Here is an 18,093-nt window from a genome sequence, read left to right on the forward strand (position 1 = left end):
GTGCTTGATCCACAAGCGATCCAGCCGGATCAGACTTCCTCGGGCCAGGACATGCCTTCGCGCGCGAGCAGCGCCGACGAAGCAGCCGGTCCGTACGTGCCTGCCGTGTAGGTGCGCGGCCGGTCGCCGAGCTGCTCCCAGCCGTTGAGAATCGGCTCGACCCACGTCCATGCCGCTTCGAGTTCGTCGCGGCGCATGAAGTGCGTGAGGCGGCCGCGGACCACGTCGATCAGCAGACGCTCATAAGCTTCGGCGCGGCGCTCGGGGATCGCCTGCTTCAGATCGAGGTTCAGGTTCACGGGCAGGATGTTCATGCCACTGCCCGGTTCCTTTGCGAGCATCTGCAACTGGATCGACTCTTCGGGCTGAAGCAGGATCACGAGGCGGTTGCCGTAATTGCGCGGGCCGCTCGGAAAGATCGAGAACGGCAGATCCGCGAATTCGATGACGATCTCCGACTGGCGTTTTTGCATGCGCTTGCCCGTGCGCAGGAAGAACGGCACGTTGGCCCAGCGCCAGTTATTGATGTGCGCGCGCAGCGCAACGAAGGTCTCCGCGCGGCTGCCGGGCGGCACGTTGTCCTCTTCGAGATAGCCAATCACCGGCTGGCCGTCCACGGCGCCCGCCGCGTATTGGCCGCGCACGGTGTCGCGTGCGATATCGGCGACCGACATCGGGCGCAGCGAGCGCAGCACCTTAAGCTTTTCGTCGCGCACGGCGTCCGGGTCGAGCGAGACCGGCGGCTCCATGGCAACGATGCAGAGCAGTTGCAGCAGGTGGTTCTGCACCATGTCGCGCAGCGCGCCGGTGTGGTCGTAAAAACCGGCGCGGCTGCCCACGCCGACGGTCTCCGCCACCGTGATCTGCACGCTGCGGATGTACGGCGCCTGCCACAGCGGCCCGAAAATCGGATTGCCGAAGCGCAGCACCATCAGGTTCTGCACCGTCTCTTTTCCCAGATAGTGGTCGATGCGGTAGATCTGCGACTCCGCGAAATGGCGGCCCACCGATTCGTTGATCTCTTTCGCCGAAGCGAGATCGTGACCCAGCGGTTTTTCGAGCACGACGCGCGAGCGTTCGTCCACGAGCGACGCCGACGAGAGGTTGTCGCAGATCGTCGTGAAGAGTTCGGGCGAGGTCGAGAGATAGAACACGCGCAGCGCGTCGGCGCGCGAGGCATCACGCAGATGCGCATAGTCCGCGGGCGCGTTCACGTCGATGATCACGTACTTGAACAGGCCGAGGAAGCGGTCCCATGCCTCCTGGTTGAACGCCTTGGCGTCGACGAACGGGCGCGACTGCTCGTCCATGAACGCGCGGTATTCCTCGATCGTCCAGTTCTTGCGGCCCACCGCGACGATGCACGTGTCGCGGGGCAGATTGTCGTGCAGGTGCGCCATATAGAGCGCGGGCAGCAGCTTGCGCGCGGCAAGATCCCCTCCGCCGCCGAAGATGATCATGTCGAGGGGCAGGTTGGGCACGGCGTGGACAGGCTGTTTCGTCATGGCGGATTGAATGTGACGCATGGTGGCGCGCAGGCGGCGCACCGGTTTCGAAAAAGCCGCGTCGGACGGGCCGCCGGACGGGCGATATGGAGCGGCGAAAAGAACTAATACTGCATGGTTTCCGGGGATTTTGCACGCGGACGGCATTCATGGCGCGCCGCCACTAGCCGAGCCCCGGCACCGTCACGCCAAAGGTATCGAGCAGCAAGACCACGTTGAGCGCGAGCACGGCCATGGCGCCCGCCACGGCGAACCCGGCCGTGAGCGGGCGATTGCGATACGAACCCATCACGTCGGCGCGGCTCGTGAACCAGACGAGCGCGGCCATCGGCACGGGCAGCGCAAGGCTCAGCACGACCTGGCTCACAACGAGCGCCTCGGTAGCGTTCATGCCGAAGCCCACCACCACGAAGCTCGGCACCATCGTCACGGCGCGGCGCAGCCACACCGGAATCTGGAAGCCGATGAAGCCCTGCATGATCATCTGCCCCGCCATCGTGCCGACGACCGAACTCGAGATGCCCGAGGCGATCAGCGAGACCAGAAAGATGCCCGCCGCGCTGGCGCCGAGCAGCGGCACGAGCGTGCGATAGGCCGACTCGATTTCCGCCACGTCAGGGAAGCCCTGGTGAAACGCGCCCGACGCCGTGATGACCATCGCCATGTTGATGAGTCCGGCGATGGAGAGCGCGATCACGACCTCGATATTGGAGAAACGTAATAGCCGCGTGCGCTCGATCTCGTTGCGCGGCGCGACGCGCGCCTGGGTCAGGCCGGAATGCAGGAAGAGGGCGTGCGGCATGACCGTCGCGCCGATGATGCCGACGGCGATCATCACGGCCGGTGCGTCGGGCAGGCTCGGGGTGAAGGTATGGCGCAGGACGCTCGGCCATTCGATGGGCGCGATGAAGAGTTCGAGCAGATAACAGAACCCGATGATGCCGACGAGCGCGCCGATCACGAGTTCGAGCGGCCGAAAGCCCGTGCGCTCGAACAGCAGCAGGCCGTAGGTCACGACGGCGGTAATGGCCATGCCTGCCATGAGCGGGATATGAAAGAGCAGCGAGAACCCGATCGCGCCGCCGAGGAATTCGGCCAGATCGGTCGCCATGGCCGCGATTTCGCTCACGACCCACATCGCCCAGACGACCGGCGCGGGGAAGTGTTCGCGGCACAGTTCAGCGAGATTGCGGCCCGTGACGATGCCGAGCCTGGCCGAGAGCGACTGGAACAGCATCGCCACGATGTTGGCGAGCAGCACCACCCAGAGGAGCGCGTAGCCATAGCGCGCGCCCGCCTGAATATTGGTGGCGAAGTTGCCCGGATCCATGTACGCCACCGACACCACGACGGCCGGACCGGCAAGCGGCAGCAGCAGCGCGGTGCCGCGGCGGCGTCCTTCGAGCGCCTCGCGCACGGCGGTAATGGTGCGCTTCGTCAGGCCGTCGTGCACGGGTTCGTCGCGGGTGCGATGGTGCATGCACGGCTCCTCGGAAATTTGGGGGGCGGAACGGCGGGCGCCATCGCGCGGCAACGCGAATCATGCAAAAACGCGTCATCGGATTGCGGCCCTCGCACGTTAAGGGGGAAATCCATGCACGAGCCGCCGATGGATTCCGCTATCACAGCACAAACCGGTGGTTCGCGCCTGTCTCGATTTGTTTGTCCGACGAAATGCCCGTACTCCCGATCATCGCCGTAAACAAGGCCCGTCTCGCCTTCGCTGTGCTCATGGGCGCGCTCGCTTGCAGCACGCTCGCCCATGCCGACGACAGGCGCAACAGCGCTGCCAACAACGCCGCCAACAGCGTGGCCAACAGCGCGGGCAACCGGGTCATCGTGCTCGATTCCGGCGAGGCGGCGCTCTCGCTCATCGACGAGGCGAGCCGCACGGTCGTCGGCACCGAGCCGACCGGCAAGCAGCCGCACCACCTGATGGTCACGCCCGACGGCCAGTCGCTGATCGTCGCGGATTCGGTCTCGAACGACCTGATGTTCCTCGACCCGGTCACCGGCAAGGTTCAGCGGCGCGTGGAGGGCATCGAGGATCCGTATCAGCTCGCCTTTTCGCCCGACCGCAAGTGGTTCCTGACGACCGGGCTGCGCCTCGACCGCATGGACATCTACGGCTACAACAACCACGAGTTCACGCTCGTGAAACGCATCGAACTCGGGAAGACGCCGAGCCACATGACGTTCACCTCGGACAGCAAGACCGTGTTCGTGACGCTGCAGGACACGGGCGAGATCGCCGCAATCGACCTGGCCACGCAGACGGTGCTCTGGAAACTGCCGGTCGGCGATACGCCAGCGGGCCTGTGGATGACGCCCGGCGACAAGTACCTGCTCGCCGGCATGACCGGCGAGGACGACGTGGCCGTGATCGACTGGCGCAACCGCACGGTCGTGAAACGGATCCAGACCGGGCGCGGCGCGCACAACTTCCGCAATCTCGACGATGGCAGCCATGTGGCCGTGTCGAACCGCGTCGAGAGCACGATCAGCATCCTCGACTACCGGAAGCTCGAGAAGGTCGCCGACATCACGGGTCTTTTGCCCGGCCCCGACGACATGGAGCTCGCCGCGGACAAACGCTATCTGTGGGTGACGTTTCGCTTCGCGAAGCAGGTCGGGATCATCGACCTCGCGACGCGCCAGCTGATCGACACGATCCCCGTGGGCCGCTCGCCGCACGGCATCTATTTCGCCAATCGCGCGCCGGTTTATGCACCGAACCCGGACTGAGCGGACTCGTTCCGCACGAATCAAAGGACTCATTCGAGGCACTCGATGATCGACACCCTCGTCTCGCAACTCGATAACGCCGTATCGTGGCTGCAAACGCTCGTCTACGTGGACGTGGTGCAGCCGTTTTTCTACAAATTCGGCTTCATGAGCTACGACGAGGACACCTACGACGCGCTCTACTGGGTGATCGTCGGTGTCCTCGAAGTCGTGGTCACGTATCTGGTCCTGCGTCCGCTCGAAGCGCTGCGGCCTGCCGAGGCGTGGGCCGACCGCAAGGCGCTGCGCGCGGACGTCTGGTACACGTGGATCTCGAAACTCGGCGTGCTGAATCTCGCGTTCTTCTTTATGCTCCAGCCGGTGTTCAACCACTGGCAGAGCCTGATGGCGATGTACAACGTGCCGAACATCGACGTGGACAGCCTGTGGCCCGGCGTCACCGACAAGCCCTTCGTCTCGTTCCTGATCTACCTCGTCGTGCTCGATTTTGCGGGCTACTGGTATCACCGCTGGCAGCATCGCATCGGCATCTGGTGGGAACTGCACGCGGTGCATCACAGCCAGCGGCAGATGTCGCTCTGGTGCGACGACCGCAATCACTTCCTCGACGACATCATCAACGCGGCGTTTCTCGCAGGCATTTCGCTCTTCATCGGGGTCGAGCCCGCGCAATTCGTCGTGCTCGTTGCCATCGGCAACTTCATGCAGAGCGTGCAGCACGCCAACATGCGTCTGCCGTTCGGCCCGGTGCTGGAGCGCCTGATCGTGAGCCCGGCGTTTCACCGCCGCCATCACGCAGTCGATTACGGCCACGCAGGCATGCATTACGGCTGCAACTTCGGCGTGCTGTTTCCGTGGTGGGACATGCTGCTGCGCACCGCGTCGTGGAATGCCGAAGTGGTGCCGACCGGCATTCGCGACCAGTTGCCCGCGCCGCTCGGCCACGGGCGCGACTACGGCGAAAGCGTGATCGCGCAGCAATGGCATGCGCTCGTGCGCATTGCGCGGCGCCTGCGCGGCACGCGTTATCGGGAGCAAGCCGCGTCCTGAGGCGCGGCAAGCGCAGGCCGCATGCTTCGCGGCCCGCGCACCCGGGGGCGGTGCAATGCCGCCTTGAAGTCCTCCTTGAAGTCCGGCTTGTAGTGCGCCTGGAACCCCGCCTGGAACCCCGCCAGGGTGCTCGCCGACGCCGTGCGCCGCCGGATGCGATAATCGCGCATTCATCCGTTCCGGACCGCACGACCCGCGCCACGCGCGAGGCAGGAGAGCATCTTGATCCGCATCGACAACCCGCAGCACGACCACGAAGTCGGCGTCGCCGACGCCACCGTTGACTCCACCCGCATCGACGACGTGCGCATCGGCGCCGTGCGCCCGCTGATCTCGCCCGCGCTCCTGCTCGACGAACTGCCGGTGCCGGAGCAAACGCAGACGCTCGTCGAAACGAGCCGCGCGCAGATCGCCGACGCGGTCAAAGGGCGCGACGACCGCCTCGTCGTCGTGGTGGGACCGTGCTCGATCCACGACCACGGCCAGGCCATCGAGTACGCGAAACGGCTCAAGGAAAAAGCCGACGCGCTCAAAGACGACCTGCTCATCGTGATGCGCGTGTACTTTGAAAAGCCGCGCACGACCGTCGGCTGGAAGGGCTATATCAACGACCCGCGTCTCGACGGCAGCTTCCGCATCAACGAAGGCCTGCGCGCTGCGCGGCAACTGCTGCTCGACATCAACGCGCTCGGTTTGCCCACGGCGACGGAATTCCTCGATCTGCTGAGCCCGCAATATATTGCCGACCTCGTCGCATGGGGCGCGATCGGCGCGCGCACGACGGAGAGCCAGAGCCACCGGCAACTGGCGTCGGGACTGTCGTGCCCGATCGGCTTCAAGAACGGCACCGATGGCGGCGTGCAGGTAGCCGCCGACGCCATCGTCGCCGCGCGTGCGAGCCACGCATTCATGGGCATGACGAAGATGGGCATGGCCGCGATCTTCGAAACGCGCGGCAACGACGACTGCCACGTGATCCTGCGCGGCGGCAAGAGCGGCCCGAATTACGACCACGCTTCGGTGGCGGCCTGCTGCGAAGCGCTCGTCAAGGCGGGCTTGCGCGAGTCGGTCATGATCGACTGCTCGCATGCGAATTCGAACAAGGCGCATCAGCGCCAGATCGAAGTGGCCGGGGATATCGCCGTGCAACTCGCCGACGGCGACAAGCGGATTACCGGCGTCATGATCGAAAGTCACCTCGATGAAGGGCGCCAGGATCTGAAGCCGGGCGTGCCGCTCAAGTACGGCGTGTCGATTACCGATGCCTGCATCAGCTGGGCGCAGACCGAACCTGTGCTGGATACGCTCGCGCAGGCGGTGCGCGCGCGCAGAAAGGTGTAAGGCGCGTGCGGGCGGCAAGCGCGTATGCGCTTGCCGCCCGGCTCGTTTTGCCTTGTTCAGGCCTCAGTGCGCGCCCGCCGCGCCGCCGCCGCCCGAGCCCGTCGTCGATTTCGTGATCCAGATGAGCGGGATGATGGCTATGAAGATAATCGCGGAAATATAGAAGATATCGTTCAGGCCCATCATCGCGGCCTGCGCGTTCAACTGGAAATCGAACAGCGCGCGCGCAGTGGGCTCGCTCACATGCAGGAGCGTCTGCACGTTCTCGATTGAATCGCGGAATACGGGGTTCCCGGCGAAAGCCTGCTCCGTGAGCCGCGCGTGATGCAGTACCGTGCGGTTGTTCCAGGTGTTCGTCGCAATCGAGGTGCCCACCGCGCCGCAGAACACGCGCACGAAATTCGAAAGCCCCGCGGCGGCAGGCACGCGGGCCGGCGGCTGGCCCGCAAGAATGATCGCGGTGAGCGGCACGAAAAAGAGCGCCATCGGAATGCCCTGGAGCAGGGTCGGCAGCACGAGATGGAACGTGTCGATTTCGATCACGTACTGCGAGCGCATGAAAAACACCACCGCGAACATCACGAACGCGATCGTCGCGATCACGCGCGCGTCCGAGCGCGGCAGGATGCGGCCGACCACCGGCGAGAGAATCAGGGCGAAGATGCCGAGCGGCGCGGTCACGAGGCCCGCGTCCACCGACCGGTAATTCAGGTACTCCTGCATCCACTGCGGCAGCAGCACGAGGTTGCCGAAGAACACCGCGTACGCGACCGAAATCGCAATCGTGCCGCCAAGAAAATTGCGTTGCTTGAAGAGGCGCAGATCGACGATCGGGTGTTCCTCGGTCAATTCCCAGACGAGAAAGAACGAGAAGCTGATGAGCGCCGTGACGCCGAGCGCGACGATCACGGGCGAATTGAACCAGTCGAGATCCTTGCCCTTGTCGAGCAGGATCTGCAGCGACGCGACCCACGCGATGAGCAGACCGAGGCCCACGACGTCGATGGGCGGCTTGCGTGTTTCGGATTCGCGGTGGCGGTAAATGGACCACGTCACGAAGCTCGCGACCAGGCCCACCGGAATGTTGATGTAGAAGATCCACGACCAGTTGTAGCTGTCCGTGATCCATCCGCCGAGCGCGGGGCCCGCGATCGGGCCGACCGTCGTCGTCATGGCCCAGAAGGCGAGCGCCGTGGCCGATTTTTCCTTCGGCCAGGAACCGAGCAGAATGGCCTGCGAGAGCGGAATCAGCGGCCCGGCGACCGCGCCCTGGATTACGCGCGCGACGAGCAGGAACGGCAGGCTCGGCGCGATGCCGCACAGCCATGAGGCCACGACGAACGACAGGATCGACGCGACGAAGAGCCGGACCTGGCCGAAGCGCTGCGTGAGCCAGCCGGTAAGCGGAATCGAGACGGCATTGGCCGCGGCGAACACGGTGATGACCCACGTGCCTTCGTCGACGGAAACGCCGAGATTGCCCGAAATGGTCGGGATCGCGACGTTGGCGATCGACGTGTCGAGCACGTTCATGAACGTCGCGAGCGCGACCGCGATGGTCGCGAGGATCAGGCGGCCGCCTTCGAGGGGCGGCGGGGTGGGCTTGCTCAAGCGTGTTCTCCGCGGATTCGTTGGCGGCAGAATGCTGCGTGCACGGCGCGGCGCCGGTTTGGGGCAAGCATAACCGCAATCGGTTGGCCTCCGCCCATGCCGACACCAACCCGTTTGCGCTCGGCGTATGCTTGCGGCTGTCATGCGGACACGATGGGCGCAATGGGCGGGTGGCGACCGCCGCTGGCGCGGCGCTCATGCCGCGCTCATACAGCCAGCAGGCCAACAAGGGAGATTTTCCAATGGGCTGGGAATCGTTCGATGGGGGCTGGCGGCTTGCGCCAGCGGGGGGCGCTGCGCGGGCGGTGGTCGTGCTGCTGCACGGCGTCGGTAGCAACGCGCAGGACTTGATGCCGCTTGCCGAGACGTGGCGCGACGCCTTGCCTGGTGTCGCGTTCGTTTCGCTCGACGGCAGCGAGCCGTTCGATGGCGGGTTCGGCGGGCGTCAGTGGTTCAGCCTGCGCGATATCAACGAGGGCAACCGCGAAGAGCGCGTCGTCGCGGCGGCTGCGGTGCAGCGCAAGAGGCTCGACGCCGAACTGGCCCACTGGGGGCTCGCGTACGACGCGCTCGGGCTGGTCGGATTTTCGCAAGGCTCGATCATGTCGCTTTATCACGTCGCGACGCAGCCCGAGGGGGCCGCCGTGGTGGTCGCCTTTGCGGGGCGGCTCGTGACGCCTGTTGCCGTGAAGAGCCGCACGGCGCTCACGCTCGTGCACGGCGAGGACGACGAGGTGATCCCGGCGCAGGAACTGGAGCGCGCGGCCATCGCGTTCAGCGACGCGGGTTATGCCGTGGCCGCGTACGTCCTGCCGGGTGTGGGCCATACGATTACGCCGCAGGGCGTGCTGCTCGGCCGCGAAGCGCTCGTGCGCGCGCTCGAAGCGTGCGAATAAACGCGCCAATGAATGTGCAATAAGCGCGCAAATAAGGCTGCAAATAAAGGGGCGGAGGGGCAAATAAGCGATTTATTTGTTCGAAACGGGGTGGTCCGGCTGCACAGTTAATTTTGGCGCAGCTAAAGTCCGCGGCTGCCGTGGCCGTTAAGCAGGCCAATGGGCCGAACAAGGCCCGATCCGCCCGGGCGTGAGACCAGAGACAGACGCGCATCGGGATCGACGTCCGGGGTGTCCCGACGGCAGGGCGCCGCTTTTCATATAAGAAAGACAGACATGGCCCAAGCCACGCCGCATTCCTCGTTTCTGAAAAGGCTGTCCCGCCACGACGTGGCGGTCGATATCGGCACCGCGAACACGTTGATCTATACGGCAGACCGGGGCGTCGTCCTGAATCAGCCGTCGGTGGTCTGCTTCGAGCGCCGTGCGGGGGCCGGTGAGGCGACGGTCGCCGCCGTCGGACGCGAGGCGAAGGAATTGCTCGGGCGCGCACCGTCGAATCTGGAACCCGTACGGCCGCTGTGCAACGGCGTGATCGCCGATTTCTCCGCTGCGGGACACATGATGCGCCGCTTCGTGGCGATGGCGCGCACGCACCGCCCGCTTGGCCGCCGCGCTTCATTCACGGTCTGTGTGCCGGCAACGGCCAACCAGGTGGAGCTCCGCGCGATCCGCGAAACCGCGCTTGCGGCGGGCGCGGCAAGCGCGAATCTCATCGGCGAATCGCTTGCCTCGGCGATCGGGGCCGGGTTGCCCGTCGCGTCGGCGACCGGATCGATGGTCGTCAATATCGGCGGCGGCACGACCGAGGTCGGCGTGATCGCGCTTGGCGGCCTGGCCTGCTGCGGCTCGGTGCGCGTGGGCGGCGATGAGTTCGACCGCGCCATCATCAATTACGTGCGGGGTCTGCATGGCGTCTTGCTCGGCGACCAGACGGTCGAGCACGTGAAAAAGACCATCGGCAGCGCGCTGCATGGCCAGCCGGTCGAAACCATGCGCGCCACCGGCCGCAGCCTCGACGACGGCCTGCCGCGCACCATCGAGCTGACGAGCCACGACATCGCGGATGCGCTCGCCGTGCCGCTGCGTCAGGTGATCGGCGCGGTGCGGCAGGTGTTCGAGACCGCGCCGCCCGAACTCGTGACCGACATCGCCGATACCGGCATCCTGCTGACCGGCGGCGGCGCGCTGCTCGGGCAGCTCGACGCGTGCCTCGCGGCCGAGCTCGGCGTGGCGGTGCGCGTGGCCGACGAGCCGCTCACCTGCGCCGTGCGCGGCGCGGGCCTCGCAGCGGCGTGCCTCGACGCGCATGCATTTGCGCGTGCATTCGACCAGGCGGCATTGATCCGATGAATGGCGCGTCGCACGCGGCGCGCGCCATCGTGGGACAATAGCCCCTTTTTTCGCGGACGGACACACGCGGCGCTATTGTCGTTCCGCCGTTTCGCTGTGCCGCTCTGCTCCATTTATTCCGCTTTTATTCCTTCGTGCCGTGAGTCAAGCCGTTTTTCCCGCATCCGGATCGTTCATCGAATTGTCCGGGGGCGTGCCCATGCCATTTGTCGCGCGCGGCGAGGGGCCGTTGCTGTTGTTCGTGCACGGCTCGCTGTGCGACTACCGCTACTGGCAGCCGCAGCTTGCGGGGCTCTCGAAGCAATACCGCTGTGTTTCCGTGAGCCTCTCGCACTATTGGCCCGCTGCCGATGCGGTGCACGATCGGCCTTTTAGCTGGAGCCGCCACGCGGACGAAATCGCCGAATTTATCGACGCATTCGGTGCCGGACCGGCTCACGTGATCGGGCATTCTCGCGGCGGCAGCGTGTCGTTCGAGTTCGCGCGGCGCCATCCGGAACGCGTGCGTACGCTCACGCTGGCGGACCCGGGCGGGCCCGTGCAGTTGCCGGGACAGGCGCACGTGCAATTGCCGGAAACCGTCAATACGCTGCGCGCGCGTGCCGTGCAATTGATCGACTCCGGCGAGGTCGATGCGGGGCTCGAATTGTTCGTGGATTCGGTCAGCCAGCCGGGCTTCTGGGCGCGCAGCACGCGCGCGTTTCGCAAGATGGCAACGGATAACGCGCACACGCTCGGGCCGCAATTCCGCGATCCGCTGCCTGTGTACACGCGCGAAAAAGCCGCTGAAATCGCGTGCCCGGTATTGCTCATCGACGGCGAGCTGAGTCCGCTGGTCTTTCATCGCACGGTGGAGGCGCTCGACGAATGGCTCGGGGATGCACGGCGCGCCACTGTGATGGGTGCGTCGCACGGCATGAATCTCGCGCTTCCGGCGGCGTTTAATGCAATCGTCGACCGGTTTGTGCGCGAGCGCGGTTGAGTTTTTTCTTTCGCGTCGGGTGGACCGGTTTTTTTATTTTTAAATCGTGGCAGTCCTCAATGGTTTTTTAAACCAGTGTGTTGAGTCGAAGGTCGACGCTCTGCGTCAGTTGTTCTTCGCCAACTCGCCGCACGCCGCGTCACGCAGTTTTCGTGCCGACAAGAGGCGCTCGCGCGCATGTACGTGCCAACACGGAAGCCTCTACAATCAGGAAAAGCGACGCGTACGGCAACACCGCGCTACGCATTCAGAGTAAGCGCTAAAGTACCCACTCTGATCGACTTGCTTTGCATGGGACCGGAGTAAGCGCTGAAGCGCCAACTCCGGTCGACACCCGATCGAAACAGGAGCTACGCGATGCAGGATCCCGAGGAACTCGGCGGCGTCACCCGCGCAGGCGGTGTGGATCATCCCGACCACGACACGGACGGCGCATTCATCGCACCCGAAACACCCGACGTCGCAAGTGCGGACCAGCATGTGCTGAAGTCGGGCGATACATTTATCGTCAACGATCCGCTCGGCGATATCACGGGCATCGACGACGGTCTGTTCGTCAACGACACGCGCGTCCTGTCCTCGCTGCGCCTCACCTTCGGCGGGCGCGCGCCATCGCTGCTCTCCGGCAGCGTCAGCAGCGACAACACCGCGTTCGCTGCGCATCTCACCAATCGTCCGCTACCGCCGCTCGGCGGCAAGACCACGCCCGAAGGCGTGATCCACGTACAGCGCTCGCGCGTGCTCTCGGGCACGATGATGACCGAGGCCATCGAACTCACGAATTACGGCACGACCGATGCCACGGTGCCGCTCTCGATCTCGTTTGCGAGCGACTTTCGCGACATGTTCGAAGTGCGCGGCCTGAAGCGCGAAGCGCGCGGCACGCTCGTGCCGCCGCGCGTGGAAGACGGTGAGGTGCGGCTCGAATACATCGGTCGCGACAAGGTCGCGCGGCGCGTGCGCATCGAGTTTTCGCCGCCGCCCAACAAGCTCTTCGCGGACCGCGCGGACTATTCCGTCGAGTTGCCCGCTCAGGCCTGCGTGTCGCGCTACCTGACGGTGACGATCGAGGTCGAGCCCCTGCCGGGCGCCGCGCCCGACACGCCGAGCGCGGGCATCGTCAAGCCCGCGCATTGTCTCGCCGACGACAAGGAGCTGCGCGTGGGGCGCGCAGCCGTGCGCGCGGCGCTCGTGGATTCGCATATCGTCATGCGCGAGCGCCGCCGCGTGACGGCGCGCGTGCGTTCGAGCAATCCGCTCTTCAACGCGTGGATCAACCGCTCGATTGCCGACCTCGGCTTGCTGACCACCGACTTGCCGACCGGTCCCTATCCGTACGCGGGCATTCCGTGGTTCTCCACGCCGTTCGGGCGCGACGCGATCTTCACCTCGCTGCAGACGCTGTGGCTCACACCGGCGCTTGCGCGCGGCGTGCTGCGCTTTCTCGCGGCGCACCAGGCGCGCGAGACTTCGGCGTTTCGCGATGCCGCGCCGGGCAAGATCATGCACGAGATGCGCAAGAGCGAAATGGCGGCGACGGGCGAAGTGCCCTTTGCGCTCTACTACGGCGGCGTGGACTCCACGCCGCTCTTCGTCGTGCTCGCGGGCGCCTATGCGGAGCGCACCGGCGACACCGCGCTGATCGACGAACTGTGGCCCGCGCTCGAACGCGCGGCAGCGTGGGTGGCGGGTGTATGCGACCGCAATCCGCACGGGTTGCTCGACTACCGGCGCGAGTCGGAGGGCGGGCTGGCGAACCAGGGCTGGAAGGACAGCCACGATTCGGTGTTCCACGCGGATGGACACTTCCCCGATGGTCCGATTGCGCTTGTCGAAGTGCAGGCCTACGCGAGTTCGGCGTTCGATACGATGGCGCGCTTCGCCACGCAGCGCGGGCTCGCCGAAGACGCGGCCCGCTACGCCGCGCGGGCTGCGAAGATCCGCCAGTGCGTCGAAGAAAAATACTGGATGGAGGAAGCGGATTTCTACGGCATCGCGCTCGACGGCCACGGCGAGCTGTGCCGCGTGCTGGCGTCGAACGCGGGGCATCTGCTTGCGTTCGGCCTGCCCGAATACGAGCGCGGACGCAGCGTCGCGGGCGTGCTCGAATCGGCGCTGTTCCATACCGGATGGGGCGTGCGCACGCTGGCGGCGGGGCAGGCGCGCTTCAATCCGATGGCCTATCACAACGGCTCGGTCTGGCCGCACGATAACGCGATCTGCGCGCGCGGGCTCGCGCGATATGGCCGCAAGGAAGCAGCCGTGCGTCTGTTGCAGGCGCTCTTCGAAGCGGCCGTCACGTTCGATATGCGCTTGCCCGAACTCTTCTGCGGTTTCCCTCGACGGCGCGGCGAGCCGCCGACCGCCTATCCGGTTGCGTGCCTGCCGCAGGCGTGGGCCGCGGGCTCGCCGTTCATGATGCTCGAAGCGTGCCTCGGCGTATCGATCGATGCGGCGCGCAACGAAGTTCGCGTCGAGCAGCCGATACTGCCCGAAGGTATCGACTGGATCGAGATCCGCGATCTGCGTGTGGGCAAGGCCGCGGTCACGCTGACGTTCCGCCGCGTGGACGGCAAAGTGGTTGCGTCGGCGGATCGCAGCGACGTGAAGGTCGTCGCGCTGCTGTAGCGCTGGCGCGCGTTGCGGCGAGCGCGAACGACGCCGGGGCTTCACGCGGGTGATGACCCCGGCTGCGCCTATCGAGTCGGCTGGTTATCCGCGCAGGGCCGTAGTGAGAAGTTCGCCGCCACGCCGCCTGTCTCCACGTTCTTCGTATTGCGGATTTGCGGCGCGTGGAAGCGTTCGAGCGCGGCGCGCTGCGCAGCCGTGCCGACGCCCAGTTGCGCCAGTACTTCCATGACGGTCGCGTAGAGCGCCGTCGCGTTGCCGTCTTCCATCTTCACCGCAATACCGATTGCGCGGCCCCTACCTTGCGGCACGGCGTGGCCGGACGCACGCACGCCGATCGCGTAGCTGCCATCGGCGCCCACCTTGCCGACGAGCGCGCCCTCGAACGCTTCCATGAGCACCGTGCAGAAGCGGCCTTCGCCCGCAACCATCGCCGGATAAGAAGTCATCGCGCGGTAGATGCGTGCGAGCGCTTGCGTGCGCAACGAACCCGCAGCGCCGCCAGGGACGAGCGCATCGGCCGCATCTGCGAGCCTGGCATAGAGGCGGGCGAGCCGGTCGAGCGGGAACGCGGGCGTCGGCAGATTGCAGCCGTCGATGGCCCATTGCACGCCGTCGTCGGGCAGGTCGCACACGTCGGCGACGGTGTGCTTCACGCGTGCCTGCAACGGATGCTCGGGCAGGTGGTAGTCGGCTATCGGCGCTTCGATGGCGCGCGCGCCCGCGAGCATGCCCACATGCTTGCCCGCGCAATTGCTGCAGACCGGGCCGGGCGTGAAGTCGCGTTTGATCCACGCGCGGTAGACGGCATCCGATAACGGCACGTGAGCGCCGCAACGCATGTCCGATTCCTGCGCGGCTACCTTGGCGAGCATCTGGCGGACGCGTTCGATGTGGCGATCCTCGCTGCTGTTCGAGCCGCACATGAGGGCGAGGTCGGTGTCGTCGAAGCCGAAGCGCTCGAGCGCACCCGTTTCGGCGACGGCCAGCGCCTGCGCCGGTTTGGCCGCCGAGCGCACGAGCGTGACGCGGTGCGGGTTGCCGAACGCGTAGCACAGCCGGCCATCGGCATCGACGACCGCGATGTGGGCTGCGTGAGTCGTCTCGACGAGCCCGCCGCGATAGACCGTGACGGCGGGTTCGAAAGCGTGCGTTGCCATGATGGATCGACCTTGTCGGGTGTTCGGGATGGGGGAGATGGTACAACGCGTGCGCTAATGGCGGCGAGGTAGTCACGCTTTCGCGCAGCACAAAAAAATAGCGCCGCAGGCTGAAAGCCTGCGGCGCTATTGCGTGATGCTTCAACAAAAACTGCGTAAAAAACTACGGCGATAACAACAAGGAGAACAACTGCGACGAGGACCTCGCGCCGTAGCCCAACAACGCGTTTACATCGCTACCTTGTCGGCAACCTGCTTGAAATCTTCGATCTGGTCGAAGTTCATGTATTGATAGATCTTGTCGCCATCGGCGTTGATCACGCCCATGTCGGCCATGTACTCGTCCTTGGTCGGGATCTTGCCGAGACGCGAGCAGATTGCCGCCAGTTCCGCCGAGCCGAGGTACACGTTCGTGTTCTTGCCGAGGCGGTTCGGGAAGTTGCGGGTCGACGTCGACATGACCGTCGCGCCTTCGCGCACCTGTGCCTGGTTGCCCATGCACAGCGAGCAGCCCGGCATTTCGGTGCGGGCACCGGCCGTGCCGAACACGCCGTAGTGGCCTTCCGCGGTCAGCTGCTTCTGGTCCATCTTGGTCGGCGGGGCCACCCACAGCTTGACCGGGATGTCGCGCTTGCCTTCCAGCAGCTTCGATGCGGCGCGGAAGTGACCGATGTTGGTCATGCACGAACCGATGAACACTTCGTCGATCTTGACACCGGCGACATCGGAGAGCGTCTTCACATCGTCCGGATCGTTCGGGCACGCGACGATCGGCTCATGGACGTCGTCGAGGTCGATCTCGATGACGGCTGCGTACTCGGCGTCGGCATCCGGCGACAGCAGTTGCGGGTTGGCCAGCCACTGCTCCATCGCCTTGATGCGGCGCTGCAGGGTGCGCGCGTCCTGGTAGCCGTCGGCGATCATGCACTTCAGCAGCGTGATGTTGCTGTTGAGGTACTCGATGATCGGTTCCTTGTTCAGGCGCACCGAGCAACCGGCGGCCGAACGCTCCGCGGACGCATCCGACAATTCGAACGCTTGCTCGACCTTCAGATCGGGCAGGCCTTCGATTTCGAGAATGCGGCCCGAGAAGATGTTCTTCTTGCCTTGCTTGGCAACGGTCAGCATGCCTTGCTTGATGGCGTACAGCGGGATGGCGTTGACGAGGTCACGCAGGGTCACGCCCGGCTGCATCTTGCCCTTGAAGCGGACCAGCACCGATTCCGGCATGTCCAGCGGCATCGTGCCGGTGGCGGCTGCGAAGGCGACCAGGCCCGAACCGGCCGGGAAGCTGATGCCGATCGGGAAGCGCGTGTGCGAGTCGCCGCCGGTGCCGACGGTGTCGGGCAGCAGCATGCGGTTCAGCCACGAGTGGATCACGCCGTCGCCCGGGCGCAGCGCAACGCCGCCACGGGTGCTGATGAAGTTCGGCAGGGTCTGGTGGGTCTTCACGTCCACCGGCTTCGGATAGGCGGCGGTGTGGCAGAACGACTGCATGACGAGGTCGGCCGAGAAGCCGAGGCACGCCAGATCCTTGAGTTCGTCGCGGGTCATCGGGCCCGTGGTGTCCTGCGAGCCGACCGAGGTCATCTTCGGTTCGCAGTAGGTGCCCGGGCGCACGCCCTGGCCTTCCGGCAGACCGCACGCGCGGCCAACCATCTTCTGGGCCAGCGAGAAGCCCTTGCCCGTGTCGGCCGGCTGCTGCGGCAGGCGGAACAGCGTCGACGGCGCGAGGCCGAGCGCTTCACGTGCCTTGGCGGTGAGGCCGCGGCCGATGATCAGGGGAATACGGCCACCGGCGCGCACTTCGTCGAACAGCACGTCGGACTTGACCTGGAACTCCGAGATCACTTCGCCGTTCTTCAGGGCCTTGCCTTCGTACGGACGCAGTTCGACGACGTCGCCCATTTCCATCTTCGACACGTCGAGTTCGATCGGCAGGGCGCCGGCGTCTTCCATCGTGTTGTAGAAAATCGGGGCGATCTTGCCGCCGAGGCACACGCCGCCGAAGCGCTTGTTCGGGATGAAGGGGATGTCTTCACCCGTGAACCACAGCACCGAATTGGTGGCCGACTTGCGCGAGGAACCGGTGCCGACCACGTCGCCCACGTAGGCGACCAGGTTGCCCTTTTCCTTCAGCGATTCGATGAACTTGACCGGGCCGCGCTTGCCGTCTTCTTCCGGGGTGATGCCGGGACGGGCGTTCTTCAGCATCGCCAGCGCGTGCATCGGGATGTCCGGGCGGGTGGTGGCGTCCGGGGCCGGCGACAGGTCGTCGGTATTGGTTTCGCCCGTCACCTTGAAGACGGTGATGGTCAGGCTTTGCGGCACTTCCGGACGGCTGGTGAACCATTCGGCGTCGGCCCAGCTTTGCAGGACGGCCTTCGCGTTGGCGTTGCCCTTGTCGGCCAGTTCCTTGACGTCGTGGAACTGGTCGAACATCAGCAGGGTTTTCTTCAGTGCGTCGGCGGCGACGGTGCCCACTTCGGCGTCGGACAGCAGGCCGATCAGCGGCTGGATGTTGAAGCCGCCCAGCATCGTGCCGAGCAGTTCGGTGGCGCGCGTGCGCGAGATCAGCGCGCAGGCGGTTTCGCCTTTGGCGACGGCGGCCAGGAAGCCGGCCTTCACGCGGGCGGCTTCGTCCACGCCGGCGGGCACGCGGTGGGTGATCAGGTCGAGCAGCGTCTGCTCTTCGCCCGCGGGCGGATTCGTCAACAGTTCCACCAGCTCGGCGGTTTGCTGAGCCGTCAGCGGCAGGGAGGGAATACCGAGCGCGGCGCGAGCGGCCACGTGAGCACGAAAGTTTTCAAGCATGGGGGACC

At 65.6% G+C, this 18,093-nt stretch carries 12 protein-coding genes; 7 read left to right on the forward strand and 5 right to left on the reverse strand.

Going from position 1 to position 18,093, the window contains the following annotated elements; all coding sequences use genetic code 11:
• Positions 1 to 29 precede the first annotated feature (29 nt).
• Together zwf and ACFPTO_RS14110 are read right to left on the reverse strand one after the other, a co-directional pair.
• Complete coding sequence (gene zwf / locus ACFPTO_RS14105; RefSeq protein ID WP_377711950.1) at positions 30 to 1,505, reverse strand: glucose-6-phosphate dehydrogenase; 1,476 nt, start codon at positions 1,503 to 1,505, stop codon at positions 30 to 32.
• A 163-nt stretch (positions 1,506 to 1,668) separates the two neighbouring features.
• Complete coding sequence (locus ACFPTO_RS14110; protein ID WP_377711951.1) at positions 1,669 to 2,985, reverse strand: Nramp family divalent metal transporter; 1,317 nt, start codon at positions 2,983 to 2,985, stop codon at positions 1,669 to 1,671.
• Positions 2,986 to 3,179: 194 nt separating this feature from the next.
• Between ACFPTO_RS14110 and ACFPTO_RS14115 the strand changes: the two genes are divergently transcribed.
• The 3 genes from ACFPTO_RS14115 to ACFPTO_RS14125 all read left to right on the forward strand — a co-directional run bounded on the left by ACFPTO_RS14115 (position 3,180) and on the right by ACFPTO_RS14125 (position 6,641).
• Positions 3,180 to 4,250 carry a YncE family protein gene (locus ACFPTO_RS14115; protein WP_377711952.1) on the forward strand — a complete coding sequence of 357 codons (1,071 nt, stop codon included), beginning with the start codon at positions 3,180 to 3,182 and terminating at the stop codon, positions 4,248 to 4,250.
• Positions 4,251 to 4,295: 45 nt separating this feature from the next.
• Positions 4,296 to 5,300, forward strand: coding sequence for a sterol desaturase family protein (locus tag ACFPTO_RS14120; protein WP_377711953.1), 1,005 nt, complete (start codon positions 4,296 to 4,298; stop codon positions 5,298 to 5,300).
• Between the two features lie 222 nt (positions 5,301 to 5,522).
• Positions 5,523 to 6,641 (forward strand): 3-deoxy-7-phosphoheptulonate synthase, encoded by a 1,119-nt coding sequence (locus tag ACFPTO_RS14125; RefSeq protein ID WP_377711954.1) that lies wholly within the window; start codon positions 5,523 to 5,525, stop codon positions 6,639 to 6,641.
• 63 nt (positions 6,642 to 6,704) lie between these two features.
• On the opposite strand, the gene ACFPTO_RS14130 is transcribed toward ACFPTO_RS14125, so the two are convergent.
• The gene (locus tag ACFPTO_RS14130; RefSeq protein WP_377711955.1) at positions 6,705 to 8,252 is read right to left on the reverse strand and encodes a DHA2 family efflux MFS transporter permease subunit; all 1,548 of its coding nucleotides are present in this window, start codon (positions 8,250 to 8,252) and stop codon (positions 6,705 to 6,707) included.
• Positions 8,253 to 8,494: 242 nt separating this feature from the next.
• On the opposite strand from ACFPTO_RS14130, the gene ACFPTO_RS14135 reads away from it, so the two are divergent.
• The 4 genes from ACFPTO_RS14135 (at position 8,495) to ACFPTO_RS14150 (ending at position 14,111) form a co-directional block, all read left to right on the forward strand.
• On the forward strand, positions 8,495 to 9,148 hold the full coding sequence (locus ACFPTO_RS14135) for an alpha/beta hydrolase (protein ID WP_377712113.1): 654 nt from the start codon (positions 8,495 to 8,497) through the stop codon (positions 9,146 to 9,148).
• A gap of 276 nt (positions 9,149 to 9,424) precedes the next feature.
• On the forward strand, positions 9,425 to 10,501 hold the full coding sequence (gene mreB / locus ACFPTO_RS14140) for a rod shape-determining protein (RefSeq protein WP_377711956.1): 1,077 nt from the start codon (positions 9,425 to 9,427) through the stop codon (positions 10,499 to 10,501).
• Between the two features lie 199 nt (positions 10,502 to 10,700).
• Positions 10,701 to 11,483 carry an alpha/beta fold hydrolase gene (locus ACFPTO_RS14145; RefSeq protein WP_377711957.1) on the forward strand — a complete coding sequence of 261 codons (783 nt, stop codon included), beginning with the start codon at positions 10,701 to 10,703 and terminating at the stop codon, positions 11,481 to 11,483.
• A 357-nt stretch (positions 11,484 to 11,840) separates the two neighbouring features.
• Positions 11,841 to 14,111, forward strand: a complete 2,271-nt coding sequence (locus ACFPTO_RS14150; RefSeq protein ID WP_377711958.1) for an amylo-alpha-1,6-glucosidase — start codon at positions 11,841 to 11,843, stop codon at positions 14,109 to 14,111.
• Positions 14,112 to 14,179: 68 nt separating this feature from the next.
• Here the strand turns inward: ACFPTO_RS14150 and ACFPTO_RS14155 are convergent, their stop codons facing one another.
• Both ACFPTO_RS14155 and acnB read right to left on the reverse strand, forming a co-directional pair.
• Positions 14,180 to 15,271 carry an asparaginase gene (locus ACFPTO_RS14155; protein ID WP_377711959.1) on the reverse strand — a complete coding sequence of 364 codons (1,092 nt, stop codon included), beginning with the start codon at positions 15,269 to 15,271 and terminating at the stop codon, positions 14,180 to 14,182.
• Between the two features lie 228 nt (positions 15,272 to 15,499).
• The gene (gene acnB, locus ACFPTO_RS14160; protein WP_377711960.1) at positions 15,500 to 18,085 is read right to left on the reverse strand and encodes a bifunctional aconitate hydratase 2/2-methylisocitrate dehydratase; all 2,586 of its coding nucleotides are present in this window, start codon (positions 18,083 to 18,085) and stop codon (positions 15,500 to 15,502) included.
• Positions 18,086 to 18,093: the final 8 nt, after the last annotated feature.

Origin of the sequence: Paraburkholderia denitrificans, assembly GCF_042655705.1 — a bacterium.
GTDB lineage: Bacteria > Pseudomonadota > Gammaproteobacteria > Burkholderiales > Burkholderiaceae > Paraburkholderia > Paraburkholderia denitrificans.

Excerpts from the sequence above, each read along its gene's own strand:
- acnB (WP_377711960.1), bottom strand. The coding sequence starts at position 18,085 with ATGCTTGAAAACTTTCGTGCTCACGTGGCCGCTCGCGCCGCGCTCGGT.
- ACFPTO_RS14120 (WP_377711953.1), top strand. The coding sequence starts at position 4,296 with ATGATCGACACCCTCGTCTCGCAACTCGATAACGCCGTATCGTGGCTG.
- ACFPTO_RS14110 (WP_377711951.1), bottom strand. The coding sequence starts at position 2,985 with ATGCACCATCGCACCCGCGACGAACCCGTGCACGACGGCCTGACGAAG.
- ACFPTO_RS14155 (WP_377711959.1), bottom strand. The coding sequence starts at position 15,271 with ATGGCAACGCACGCTTTCGAACCCGCCGTCACGGTCTATCGCGGCGGG.
- ACFPTO_RS14135 (WP_377712113.1), top strand. The coding sequence starts at position 8,495 with ATGGGCTGGGAATCGTTCGATGGGGGCTGGCGGCTTGCGCCAGCGGGG.
- ACFPTO_RS14145 (WP_377711957.1), top strand. The coding sequence starts at position 10,701 with ATGCCATTTGTCGCGCGCGGCGAGGGGCCGTTGCTGTTGTTCGTGCAC.
- mreB (WP_377711956.1), top strand. The coding sequence starts at position 9,425 with ATGGCCCAAGCCACGCCGCATTCCTCGTTTCTGAAAAGGCTGTCCCGC.
- ACFPTO_RS14150 (WP_377711958.1), top strand. The coding sequence starts at position 11,841 with ATGCAGGATCCCGAGGAACTCGGCGGCGTCACCCGCGCAGGCGGTGTG.
- ACFPTO_RS14115 (WP_377711952.1), top strand. The coding sequence starts at position 3,180 with ATGCCCGTACTCCCGATCATCGCCGTAAACAAGGCCCGTCTCGCCTTC.
- zwf (WP_377711950.1), bottom strand. The coding sequence starts at position 1,505 with ATGACGAAACAGCCTGTCCACGCCGTGCCCAACCTGCCCCTCGACATG.